Annotated in this window: 9 protein-coding genes and 1 pseudogene; 8 read left to right on the forward strand and 2 right to left on the reverse strand. The window is 41.5% G+C overall.

Annotation, left to right across the window (positions count from 1 at the left end):
* Nucleotides 1–276: 276 nt before the first annotated feature.
* The gene (locus tag J3P40_RS11400) at nucleotides 277–867 is read left to right on the forward strand and encodes an RNA polymerase sigma-70 factor (RefSeq protein WP_256005676.1); all 591 of its coding nucleotides are present in this window, start codon (nucleotides 277–279) and stop codon (nucleotides 865–867) included.
* A gap of 19 nt (nucleotides 868–886) precedes the next feature.
* Here J3P40_RS11400 and J3P40_RS17815 read toward each other — a convergent pair.
* A pseudogene (locus tag J3P40_RS17815) lies at nucleotides 887–1,012 on the reverse strand (type II toxin-antitoxin system RelE/ParE family toxin); the annotation flags it as partial.
* Nucleotides 1,013–1,055: 43 nt separating this feature from the next.
* Nucleotides 1,056–1,298 carry a hypothetical protein gene (locus J3P40_RS11405; RefSeq protein ID WP_256005679.1) on the reverse strand — a complete coding sequence of 81 codons (243 nt, stop codon included), beginning with the start codon at nucleotides 1,296–1,298 and terminating at the stop codon, nucleotides 1,056–1,058.
* 149 nt (nucleotides 1,299–1,447) lie between these two features.
* Between J3P40_RS11405 and J3P40_RS11410 the strand changes: the two genes are divergently transcribed.
* From J3P40_RS11410 to J3P40_RS11440, 7 genes are all read left to right on the forward strand, one after another.
* Complete coding sequence (locus tag J3P40_RS11410; protein ID WP_256005681.1) at nucleotides 1,448–2,695, forward strand: FecR family protein; 1,248 nt, start codon at nucleotides 1,448–1,450, stop codon at nucleotides 2,693–2,695.
* Nucleotides 2,696–3,063: 368 nt separating this feature from the next.
* Entirely contained in the window at nucleotides 3,064–6,315 is a 3,252-nt protein-coding gene (locus J3P40_RS11415; protein ID WP_256005684.1) for a SusC/RagA family TonB-linked outer membrane protein, read from the forward strand.
* 10 nt (nucleotides 6,316–6,325) lie between these two features.
* Nucleotides 6,326–7,201: a RagB/SusD family nutrient uptake outer membrane protein gene (locus J3P40_RS11420; protein WP_256005687.1), complete on the forward strand. Its 876-nt coding sequence runs from the start codon at nucleotides 6,326–6,328 to the stop codon at nucleotides 7,199–7,201.
* Nucleotides 7,192–7,800: a RagB/SusD family nutrient uptake outer membrane protein gene (locus J3P40_RS11425; protein WP_256005689.1), complete on the forward strand. Its 609-nt coding sequence runs from the start codon at nucleotides 7,192–7,194 to the stop codon at nucleotides 7,798–7,800. Before J3P40_RS11420 ends, J3P40_RS11425 begins: the two co-directional genes overlap by 10 nt.
* A 90-nt stretch (nucleotides 7,801–7,890) precedes the next feature.
* Nucleotides 7,891–11,124 carry an amidohydrolase family protein gene (locus tag J3P40_RS11430; RefSeq protein WP_256005691.1) on the forward strand — a complete coding sequence of 1,078 codons (3,234 nt, stop codon included), beginning with the start codon at nucleotides 7,891–7,893 and terminating at the stop codon, nucleotides 11,122–11,124.
* Nucleotides 11,125–11,173: 49 nt separating this feature from the next.
* Nucleotides 11,174–12,580, forward strand: coding sequence for a thioredoxin family protein (locus tag J3P40_RS11435; protein ID WP_256005693.1), 1,407 nt, complete (start codon nucleotides 11,174–11,176; stop codon nucleotides 12,578–12,580).
* A gap of 31 nt (nucleotides 12,581–12,611) precedes the next feature.
* On the forward strand, nucleotides 12,612–13,229 hold the full coding sequence (locus tag J3P40_RS11440; protein WP_256005695.1) for a hypothetical protein: 618 nt from the start codon (nucleotides 12,612–12,614) through the stop codon (nucleotides 13,227–13,229).
* Nucleotides 13,230–13,255: the final 26 nt, after the last annotated feature.

The following is a 13,255-nucleotide window of genomic DNA, read 5'->3' on the forward strand; positions in this document are numbered from 1 at the left end:
AACAAATATACGCGATTTTACTGTACGTAGGTCCCATAAGCAAAGTTAAGTATAACATGTAATTCAACCCAACATTTCCAAGGAAATGTGTTATATTAAAATATTGATTTACAGCTAAATAAAATGAATTCTATTGAGGTATTTTGAAGAATAACATCTTAGCACCGTCTTTAGAACCATGGCCCCTCTTAACATTATGTCCTGAAAAAAGTTTACTATTGCGAAACTTTAGTTAAATTTATAAAGGGACAACCCTTAAGGGAAAACGCTAATTAAATGTCTGCTCGACGTGCTTATACTGATCTGGAACTGGTGGCTTTGCTGAAGCAGGGCGATGCTAGTGCTATGACCGAACTTTATGAACGGTATTGGGATAAGCTGCTGGCGGTGGCGCTGAATCGTCTGGAGCATCTGGAGGAGGCTGAAGAGTGTGTGCAGGATGTGTTTCTGAAATTGTGGAAGCTGAGGGATAAACTCGAACTGAAATATACACTCGCTACCTATCTGGCGGCAGCGGTGCGGTACCGGGTGTATGACTTACTTGCGGGGCAATACTATAAACAAAAGCATGCTACCGGGGAGCTTACGGAGGCAGAAAGCGGGTTGAGCGATGAGTTATCGGCCGATGCGCAATTGCTGGAGAAGGAACTTCTGGAACAGATCGAAGCATCTGTGCGGCAGTTGCCCGAGAAATGCCGCATCGTATATCGTATGAGCCGGGAACAGGGCCTGACGAACAAGCAGATCGCCGAGGAATTAAATATTTCGGAGAAGGCGGTCGAAGCACATATGTCGAGGGCCTTTAAGGGAATCAGGAACAATTTAGCGGTGGCGGTGCCGATTGCTGTGTTGTTATTGGGAACATGAGCTCTTCGAATGAGCCAAGTTATTTGCGGTATTTTCCGCCGGGCTTTCTACTTGTATGAAATACCGCGACGATCAAGATATCATTGGTTTTCTTGTATACTTTGTACACTATAAGATATGGAAAAACATCAACTTTACTTTCTCTACAGTTTCGCTTTTTAACCTGAGATGAAAGCGAATATTAAAGCTCATCGGCTTTTCTTAAATAATTTTGCTTTCTGCTTCACTTCTTCCCAGCTAGATGTTTGGATTTCACCTGACTCATAACCATCAAGACGCATATCAATTTCCCTGAGGACATTCTCATCGTTCCAAAGGTTAATCTGTTCTTTAATTTCGTCTTCTACCATCGTATATATCGCCCTCACCTTCTTATCATCTGCGTAGCGAATATAATCGTATAATCGGTCTCGAATTGCTGTAGATGCCATACTGCTAAATTAATAACCAAAAATACACAATATCGAAGTGAAAGTCAACATTGTTGCCGGGTCTCACAGAATGAATTTTTCTAAAAAATTTTCCAACCCGACCTAGGGTTACGTTATTTTTTGCCGTCTATATAGGAAAGGCAATTTAAATGAACGGCAATTTTAATAGGGCATATGTACAGGAACTGGCTTACAAGTGGAAAAAGGGGCAGTTGACGGATCAGGAACGGAGGTATTTGCGCGACTGGGATGAAAGTATGCTGGATGATTTGCTGTTATTGCCCGACAGCTCCGGCGGACCGGATGCGGTAAAAAGCCGGATGTTGAATAAGGTGCTTGCGGGGATGCGTGCAGAGGCTCGAGGGGAGAGCAAAGAAATTGACGGGAACGGCAATGGACTCAAGGATAAACAGCCGTATAAACTATGGCCGCGCATTGTAGCCGTGGCTGCCGCTGTGGCGACTATCGTATTCGGGTTATGGTTCTTTAATGACCAATGGGGCCGTCATTCCGACGACAGGACGAATCTCATGGACTATGCCAATGACGTTGCACCGGGTAATTATGGTGCAACAATTACCCTGGCCGATGGGAAAACGATCGTATTGGATAGTGAAAAGAAAGGTGTGGTAGTTGGAGCGGAGTTGAGGTACGAAGATGGGAGTGAGGTCACGTCATCTCGAACCGAAGGGAGAGATCTCTTGAATGACAAGGGGTCCCACGCTGCGCTCGGGATGACGGCTGCGACCGCCAATGGACAAACCTACGCCTTTACATTACCAGATGGAACAAAAGTATGGCTTAACGCTGCTTCTAAAATAGAATTTCCGATATCATTCAAAGGGTTAGTCAGACGGGAAGTAATAGTGAGTGGCGAAGCCTACTTTGAAGTATTTAGCGATAAATCTCAACCCTTTGTGGTGAACACCAAAAATTTGAGCAACGGGCTAGACCAGCAGGTGGAGGTTTTGGGTACGCACTTTAACATTAATGCCTATGGTGAGGACGGCGCAATCAAAACGACCCTGCTTGAAGGAAGTGTTTCCGTTTCGTCATTGCGAGGAGGAACGACGCGGCAACCTCAACTTCTGAAACCCAACCAGCAATCGGTATTTACCAATCAGATCAACATACAGAACGTAGATGCTGAAAATGCCGTGGCCTGGAAAGAAGGAAACTTTATGTTCGATCATGAAAGCCTGGAAAGCGCCATGAATAAAATAGCCCGGTGGTACAATGTTCAGTTGGCGTATAAAGACAGCAGCGTGAAGCAGGAAACCTTCTACGGCAAGTTTAGTAGGTTCGACAAGCTATCGACCACCCTGAAAACCCTGGAACGAACGGGTGTAGTGAAGTTTGAGATTACCGGAAATAAGGTTATAATCGATAAGAAATGACCGACAAAAAAGATCATATTATATAACCAAATAAGATAAATCATCTCCTGAATCAACCAATCTGTAAACCTAAACCAACCAAGTCATGAGAGATCAAGAGCACATTCCCTAGTATAATTTGCAGAAAGCATGCAAAATAAAAAACGGACACCGATGGCCGTCGGAGTCCGTGTAATGCTGCTTCAGAAACAATTAAACAATTATTTCGTGAACCGGGTGGTTGCCGCATTCTTGAAAACAAGCAACACCCATAACAGACAAAGTAAATGTATAAAAATTATACTAGAAACTTATGTATGCCGCCAGGCTACATACATAAATGGATATTAATTATGAAGTTAACCACACTCATATTAATCATATCGCTTATGCAGGTGAGCGCCGCCAGCTTTGGGCAGCGCCTTACCCTGATTGGCAACAACGTGAAACTGGAACGTATATTTAACGAGATCCAGAAGCAAACCGGCTATGGCGTACTCGTATCAACAAGTAAGGTAGACACCGAGAAAGGCGTAAAGGTAAACTTCAGAAACACCGCCTTAACAGACGTAATGGACCAACTGACCAAAGGCAGCGACCTAGCCTACACCATTGAAGACAAGGTCATCGTCATCAAAGAAAAAACCCCTTCCATACTCGACAGAGTAATCGCCCGATTTCAGGCGATTGATGTACGAGGTAAAGTGGTGGACACTCTAGGCAACGGCCTGCCGGGCGCCACAGTAAGCGTGAAGAACGGCAAAGGCTCTACATCTACAGATGCCGGAGGAAACTTTCAGTTGAGGAATGTGGATGAGGGAGCTGTACTGGTAGTGAGTTATTTGGGGTATATGACGAAGGAGGTCGCTGTAAGCAAGGAATTTAACTATGTTCAGCTGCAGCAGAGTGCGAGTAAGTTGGATGAGGTGGTGGTGAACGCAGGATACTATAAAATCAATGAAAAACTGAAGACGGGAAATGTTATAACGATTTCTTCAAAAGATATAGAGAACCAACCAAGCAATAATCCCATCTTGGCATTGCAGGGTAGAGTTCCCGGTTTGGATATCATTCAAAGTAATGGCTTGGCTAATAGCGGTGTACAACTTAGAATACAAGGCCAAACAAGTATTGCAAATGGAAGTGACCCTTTGATTGTAGTCGACGGAATTCCATATCCCAGCCAAACTTTAGGTAAAATTTATGCTGTTGGTGCGTTTGACGGACTGGGCGGAATCGGTAATAGCCCCATGGCTTTTATAAATCCGGCTAACATCGCTCAGATAGACATTTTAAAAGATGCAGATGCAACTTCAATTTATGGATCTCGAGCTGCGAATGGAGCAATTTTAATTACAACAAAAAAGGGTAGGGCTGGTAAACTTAGCTTTATTACAGAGGTGAAGCGCGGAGTCGGTGTTCTACCAAACAGTGTTAAGCCAACTTTACTAAATACTGAAGAATACTTAGAAATGAGGGAAGAAGCTATGAAAAACGACAACCTATCTATCAGACCAACTGATTATGATCTGAATGGAGCGTGGGACAAAAATAGATATACAGATTGGCAGGAAGTTCTATTAGGGAAAAATAGTTCCTTTACAGATCTCAATACCTCGTTAACTGCTGGTACCGAACTATTTAATTATTTAGTCAATTTGGGCTATCATAGAGAAACGACTGTATTTCCGGGCGATTTTTCCAATCAGAAAGGATCAGGAAGGATCAATTTAGGCGGAAAAACATCAAATAATAAATTTAATTATAATTTCTCTATGTCCTATTTGGGTGATAAAAATGGCATTCCAAATTTAAGCCTTGTGGAAAGGGCCTTGACGCTGGCGCCGAATGCACCTGCTTTATATCAGGAAGACGGTTCTCTAAATTGGCAAAAGCTCCCTAACGGGACCTCTACATGGGAGAACCCGCTCGCAATTCTTAAAAGAATATATGAGACTAAGACTGTTAACTTGCTTGGCAACGCTGCACTTAATTATAAGATTTCGCCGACTTTAGCTCTTTCCTCAACATTTGGCTACAACTCTTTCAGGATAGACGAGTTTGTAGGATCCCCTAGCTCATCCTTCCGCCCCGAGCGTAATGAGTTAAATAGTTCCAGTTTTTCGGATTCTGAAATCAAAACTTGGATAGCGGAACCGCAATTTAATTTTGACAGGCGATTTGGGTCTTCAAATATTAGTGCCCTGATAGGAGTTACATTCTCTGTAACAAACAGCAGCCGAACTGCTATATCAGGATCGGGATATAGTACTGAGAGCTTAATGCGCAATATTAGTGCTGCCTCAACAATATCAGTTGGTCAGTCAATGATGTCCCAATATAGATACACCGCGTTATATGGAAGATTAAACTACAACTTAAAAGATACATATCTAGTTAATTTGACAGCGCGTCGAGACGGTTCCTCAAGATTTGGATCAAAGAACCAGTTTAATAATTTCGGGTCTGTTGGTGTAGCTTGGCTATTCTCCAATGAGCCTGATTTCAATACACAGGGCTTTTTTAGCTTTGGAAAATTGAGGATGAGCTATGGTACAATTGGGAATGATCAGATTGGCGATTACCGGTACGAAAATTTATACGTTGTAGGATTCGACAGCGTGCCTTACCAAGGTACTCAAGGCCTATATACATACGGACCTCCTAATGCTTCTTTAGAGTGGGTGGCAACCACCAAGTTGAATTTTGGTTTAGAAGTAGGAATCCTTTCTAATAGGTTGATGTTGGAAACGAACTACTATATAAATAGGTCGTCAAATCAGCTTTTGGATATACCGATATCAGACGTCTCAGGATTTGAAAACGTCACGGGTAACCTTAATGCTTCTGTTAAGAACTTCGGGTGGGAAATAGTGTTGAACTCTCGACTGCTGCAGTTCAACGGCTTTAAATGGACGTCGGGTATCAATTTAACTTTACCCAGAAACAAACTCGTCTCATTTCCCAACTTGGAACAGACCAGCTATTATGCGAAATACAGAATTGGCGAGTCGGTTAACATTAGCAGACTGTTTAGCTTCGCGGGCGTAAGTTCGCAAACCGGTTTTTATCAATTTTTGGACAGTCAGGGAGCTATAACTAACGATCCGCAATTTGGAGTAGATGACTTTGTAATTGTGGATAGGAACCCTAAGTTCTTCGCTGGGATTACTAATTCTATCAACTACAAGGGTTTTGATCTGTCTTTCATATTTCAAGCCAGCCGACGAAATATTGACTATAACCGGTTCGGTAGAAGACCAGGAACGTTTGTGTCTTTTGGTACGGGAAATCAGGGAAGAGAAGTGCTAAACAGATGGCAAAACGCTGGAGATTACGCAAAGATTGAACGATTCACTAATCAAATAAGTGACACTCACTTCGATGCTAGGTCATCAAGCGATGGAGTTGTAGTTGACGCTACATTTTTAAAATTAAGAAATGTAGCACTCTCTTACCAACTTCCAACAAAATTTTTGTCTAAAGTGAATATTGAAGCTCTATCAGTTTTCTTCCAAGGACAGAATCTCCTTACCGTCACAAATTTTCCTGCTGGCGACCCTGAAACTGGCGCGTCGGGTGGCGTAGCTGGGCTGCCCCAATTACGACTTCTAACGTTTGGTTCCAAAATTACATTTTAAAACTACGAACATGGCACTTTTTTGCAACACACCAACTGCAGCTTTTATTTATTACAATAAGAGAGTATTGAAGATCGTGGTCTTTTCCACGATAATTCTTGTTTCATGCAAGAGCTTCGTTGATATAGATCCTCCGTCAACAGCAGTTACTTCTGAAGCAGTCTTCTCGTCAGACAAAACCTCGATTGCCGTACTTAACGGGACATATGCAGCTATGTCAGGTGGACCTGGCGGCGAAGTAGTGGAAGGAACTAGTTCAATTAGATCTTTAGGTTTTCGTCTTGGCCTCCTGTCTGACGAACTTACTTTATGGGAGATGTCAGACAATTCCAAAAGTCCTTACTATCTGAATGCTTTAAGCTCCCAGAACGAACCTCCCGGATACTGGACATACTTTTACAAAGAAATTTTTATGGCTAATTCTGTGATAAATGGACTCGAGAAATCTAACTCAGTGACACCAATTGTAAAATCGCAGTTAATTGGTGAAGCTTTATTTTTGCGGGCTTTACACCTATTCTATTTGACAAATCTGTACGGGGCAATTCCGGTGCCATTGACAACTGACTATACTGAAATAAATAAGTTAGGTCGCCGACCAGTTCGCGAAGTTTATGAGCAGATTATTTCAGATTTGAATTTAGCTCAACAACAACTTTCCTCTGAGTTTTTAGACGGCACATTGTTGAAAAGTACAACATCAAGAGTTAGACCAACCAAATGGGCAGCAACGGCGTTATTATCGAGAGTCTATCTATTTATGGAAGATTATGCAAATGCAGAATTAGAATCCACAAAAGTTATCGAATCAAATCTATTTTCACTTGTTCCACTAGATGAAGAGTTTTTAATGAATAGCAGGCTGCGATATGGCAGTTGCAGGTAGTTTCTAACGGATATTGGTCAAATCCGCAAGAAGGTTGGATATATATTCTTTCTCGAAACGGGCCGGACAGCGAAAAGGACGTGTATCTAAATGAAGAGCTTATCGGAAGTTTTGAGACAGAAGATCAGCGTAAGGACAAATGGGTTGGAAAAATAGTGACAGCTGGTCAAACTTATTATTATTCCAATAAGTATCCAATTGAGATTGATGACGTTCCGACTAGATATTATTCTACAATATTCCGGTTATCTGAACAATTTCTTATTCGAGCGGAAGCTCGTGCGAAATTGGATAAGCTCAACGGGTCTAGGGCTGATTTGAATGATGTAAGAGCCAGGGCCGACCTCGACGCTCTAAGCCCAAATGACCGAGATGCTTTATTGGATGCAATTGCTCACGAAAGGAGAGTTGAGTTGTTTACAGAATTTGGTCATCGCTGGTTTGACCTAAAACGTACGCAACTACTTGATGAGACCATGTCAGCAATTACTCCGAAGAAGGGAGGTGTTTGGAACAATTACAAATCGTTACTTCCAATTCCCGCTAAGTCAATTTTAAACAATCCAAATTTGAAAGGGCAGCAAAATCCAGGTTATTAAACCCCATCATAATTGATGTAACCCCAGCTTCCCCTTCATCATAGTACACGGATTCCGTTTTACCAACATAATATAAATTTTTCAAACGTCATGGCAAAAGTTAAATTAGGAAGTACCAAGTATCCAACACTTCGAATAGCTATGGGATTTCTCATGCTTATTTGGACATGTGTTTTTCAAAGTTGTATATTAGTGAAGAGACCTTCAACTACTGGGAAATCTCCTAGACATGAGGTTACTGGCGTTGGAAATCATTGGGTAAAAGATTTTTCTCAGCTACCTATTACGCCAGATAGAACCATACAGTTTGAAACAGAGGAAGGATCTAGAATGCATGTGGATGTTTCGCCCGATGGAAAACAGATTCTGTTAACAATTTTAGGCGAGATTTTTTTGGTACCAGAAGATGGGGGAACTGCTATGCAACTAACCCGAGGTATCTCATTAAATAACCGGCCAAATTGGTCACCAGATGGAAAATACTTTGCTTATACTAGTGATGCAACTGGCCAGCCGCAAACACATATCCGAGATGTCACAGGGAGTTTTCATATAGTTATTCCTGACTCACCGCCTATCAAATCAACGTTAGCGAATAATACTCGTTCGCAAATAAAAAATCGGTCATATAACTGGCCGGAGAATTGGCAAATTATTTGGAAGCCAAATAGCAAAGGAATATTCTCAAATACTCAAGAGTATACCTTTGGTGGCGGAAAAATCGACATGTCCTTGGCCTTGCGAGACATAAATGAACGAGATCAAGTTGTTGGCTACAGTGTAGACGGTCGTGCAATTTATGTGGTAAGAGTAGATTCCAAAGAATCGGGTTTCCAATTGGTCGAGATTGACTTAAAATCTAGGAAGATAACTAATAAAAACGTTTCTGCTTTTTACCCTAACGAACGTCTAGCTAATTTTAGACTCTCAAAAGATGCCAGCACCTTAGGTTTCATAAGAACAGATTCTCAGGGTATTCCGACTCTGAGTGTGGTAAATCTACGTTCCTGTCAAGTAAAGGATGTAGCAAAATTAGACACGTTTCACTATAACCCATTAGGTGAAAAAATGTATTATATGCAGTATTCATTCTCACCTGACAATCACTTTGTTTATTTATCCTACGACGGAAAGATTCATAAACTGTCTGTTCGAGGCGGATCTGACAAAATTGTGTCTTTTAAAGCTGATGTACGCCTTGATATTGGATCCGTAAAATTCAACAAATTCTCTGTTGACTTTCATGAGAAGGAAGTTATCGGAATCAGCGGAGCAAATATCAACGAGCACAAACGCTTATTAACTTTTAGTGCTTTAAAGAAAATTTATATCCAAAACTTGGATGATAGCGAGCCTACTCTAATTGCTGAAGGCCCAGGAATTTTTTATCGGCCGAAATTCTCTTTAGATGGGAGACAAATAGTTTTTGCAGGTAACGATACAACTTTAGGTAATCTTTACATACAAGACATCAACGGACGCAGAAATAGTTACAAACTTCTCTATACATTTAATAGGGTGATCCGCGAACTGTCCTGGACACCGGATGGGCGTTCCATCGTTATGCTTATTGAAGCAGAGGTTAATCCTTATGACACCGAACTGGTTTTATACGATTTGCAGGACAGGGGTGTTACGACGTTAGCTACTAATCTGGATGTTGAACACTTACAATTTACTAAGGAAGGCTATTTGATATGCATAAGGTCGTACGAGAATTCTAAAAGAATTGAGCTACTGGATATTATAAACAAAGATGTCTCAACAATTTTTGAAACTGACAATTTGGGGATGATTGGCTTTGGACCGAAAGTTAATATGTATCCGTCCCCAGATTTGAATTATTTGGCATTTAATTATGGGGATGATCTCTTCTTAACATCACTTTGTAAAAGTGGTAATAGTGAACTGCAGTTCGCACGTGTTGCAACTGGCTGTGTAAATCCGATCTGGAGTCCAGATGGTAAAACTCTTAGTTGGACAATTGCGAACGAATTTCGTTCGATACGACTTGAAAGGATATTGAGTGCCACTAAAAACTCGGTGATCGCCGAGGACAAATATTGTGCTTTACCGTTCGTAGCCAGGCATTTGGATCTAACCCCGGATACCGTTGTTCAAATAAGGTTAAGTTATAAGCCAAACTATAGACCTGGTTACCTAGCATTTGTCAACGCACACATAATCACAATGAAGGGCGACGAACAGATCCTAAATGGAACGATTTTAGTCCATGACGGAAGGATTATCAAGGTTGGTTCCCCTGCCGACTTTTCAATTCCCAGAGAAGCTAGAATTGTAGATTTAAGGGGAAAAACCGTTATACCTGGAATGTTTGATCTTCATTGTCATGCGACAGCATACCGTGACATCGATTACAACGAAAATTTAGAACTGAAGACATACCTAGCTTATGGTATAACGACGTCATTCGATCCATCAAGTTCCAATCAAATGGCGACTTTTCGAGAAATGCTAGACGCTGGACTCGCCACAGGACCTCGATTATATAATGTCTGTCGCGCCATTGGCCCGGGTTATAACGAAGCAATTTCTAATCCGCAAGAGGCCAGGAAAGAAGTGGAAGAGCGAAAGCGGCTAGGCTGCGTCGCCATTAAACAATATCAGCAGAAAACTCGGATGCAACAACAATGGCTCCAGATTGCATGTAATGAACTTGGTCTAAATATGACAAACGAGGGCGGAAATAGCATGTTAGAAAGCGTTGCTATGATTAAAAATGGATCTCCGAAAGTTGAACACTTCGGATGGGCGGGATGGGGCAAGCAGTACAAAGATATTAAGCTCTTGTTAAGGAATTCCCTAACCATCTATACCTTGACGAATATGGTGCAATATCACTCAGATTTTCGAAATCTTTACCCGGATCATTCTAAGTTAAAATATATTAATCCCGCAGCCTATAAAAAAGTAATTTCAAGTTTCCTTCCAAAAAGCAATTTATCTACTAGTGATTTAAGGAGGTCGGAAGTTGACATAAAAGACGTTAGCGGAAAAACGACTATTTTTTCAATAGGAAGTCACGGGGACGAGCCTGAAGCAGGAATAAGGTATCACTATGAGTTGTGGAGTAAGGCCTTATACGGAGGCTTCTCTAATTTTGAGATTTTAAAAATGGCAACTATAAATGGCGCCATAAGTTTAGGTCTTGATGATGATCTTGGTTCTGTCGAGTCGGGCAAGATATGCGACCTTGTAATATTGAACAACAATCCATTGTTGAATATAATGTTAACCAGCGATATTGGATATGTGGTGAAGGGCGGTGTGATCTATAATGGTAACACTCTAGAGCAGTTGTAGCTCATAAGTTTCTTGTTAACAAAAGAACCAATTTAACTAAAAAATCGGAATGAAAAATATTTTAGTCTCCTGTTATATTGCAGGATCAATGTGTGGAATTCCAGTTGCAAAAGGCGCAAGAATCGAAAATAACACGAGTCCTGCTTTAAACGTCAACAGGAGCGAATATGTACCGGTATGTGCTGATAACAAAATAAACGATTTATCGATTACGGTAGATTTTCGCAAACCATCCTTACATACCTTAACCAAACTTCATGTACAAGATTCAAACGAAGTGTATCTGCGCTTACTGCAGAAATATGTTAAAGGAAAGCGGGATTCAAATTTCCTGAAGCAGTTAACGTCTCTTGCGAAGTTACGAGGTGATATACAGACGAATAGAGATGCCGTAAGAGGTTTACTAAAAGTGCTAAAGTGCCCATTATTGGCGGTAAACCTAGATTTTATTCGTAAAAACACTACTAGTACGAGAGATCCAGGATACAGCTTTATTTTAACAAACAAAGAACAAATTAATGAGAAATTGGGAGAGGGTGAGGCGGAGACATTTCTGAAAGTAATAGTCGAAAGCGAATTTATTAAGCCGTTTATGTCAAATACACCAGATTGGGACTTTCTGCGGAACAAAGTGACCCCGTTTGGAGCGATTGGAGAAGAAGCGTTTCTCCAAAACCAAATGCTATTTGGGGTGAACAATGAAGACTGGGATCTGTTGGCGAAGTCTATTACCCCGTGGTACACGAGGTTCGGAAGGGAACGGCAATGGTTGTCTTTCATGTTATTAAATAACGTGGCTTGGCGCGTCTTTCAACACATCGAAGACAGAAGTGCTCTCGAAGTCGCCAGGCAAATGGCACTTCGTGCTGTGGGGATGGAAAAATTGTCGCATCATGCATTAGATACCTATGCTCAACTGCTCTACAAACTGGGGTTTAAGAAGGAGGCGTTAATTGAACTTGAAAAAGTTTTATCACTGGCGAGAGATGACTATTCGCGCGCCTCAATCAGAGGAGCGATACGAAAGATTCAAGACGATTTGCCTACTTGGCCAAGCAAACGGACAGAGACTATTTTCACTGAAGTAAAAGATAAAGGGGCCCTTTTGCAGAAGGTTAAATTAGAAAATAAGTATTTAATGCTAGCGTTTGTAGCGACTTGGTGTGGCCCATGCAAGGAAATGGACAAATATGTCTACACGGATAACGAAGTCGGAAAATTGTTAAATGAAAATTTTATCGCAGTGAAAATTCAGACGGACCAGACGGACAAAGATAATGCTTATGTTAAGCAGTGGTATAAAGAAGTCCCTTCTTTGATGAAAAAATACGGAGTTAACGCTTTGCCAACACTTATATTCCTTTCGCCGGAAGGTAAACTTGTAAAAAGGGTGGTTGGCGGGGTTGACGCCAGCGGCATGATAAAGGCAGCGAAAGAAGCATTAACCCTCAAGTAACGCGTTGTCTATCAAAGTTCTGATTTTTTCTATGAGCAACTCTAAATCACCTCTCTATACCGGCACGCCGGTAGAAAATCTCCTTAATTACCTCCACTCAAAGTGCGAATTAAGTGACACCTTCGATTCCAGCATCATACCGATGCTGGAATCTACTAAACATGATAAATTATACCGCAGCGCTAAGACTGAGGGCGTTTTGCTTACTGCTTACTGGATTGATGAGGGTTATGGATATATGACTGAAGCTGGGCTTGATCGGGAGGGTTTGCCGGTGACGCATGTAACGGATATTTTTCCGCCTAAGATGATCATGCTTCACAGTGATGGTTTCTTTAATGGCAAGGCTACAAAGGCGGAGATGTTTGTGGCGAAGGGTGCTGTTTCGATTCCGTTTACACGGGAGGCTTTTGATGTGCTTGGCTTAACGGAGGCTGGGGTGGATAAACTGGCGACCTGCATCCTGGCGGAGAATTCGGACTTTATGATGGCTAAGCTGAATATGATGAAGCTTAAGGGGGATGCGAAGCTGCGAGCTCTGGTGGAGTTATATGGGATAGGTGTGATGCAGTATTTTTCTCAGAAGCAGCTAGCGGATTTCTTTGGGATGACGGAGGTGCATTTTAGTAATGTGCTTAAGTTGTTTTAGTAAATTGGTATAGTTGTTTTCGCCTA

Origin of the sequence: Pedobacter deserti (genome assembly GCF_024436415.1) — a bacterium.
In the GTDB taxonomy this organism is placed as follows: Bacteria; Bacteroidota; Bacteroidia; order Sphingobacteriales; family Sphingobacteriaceae; genus Pedobacter; species Pedobacter faecalis.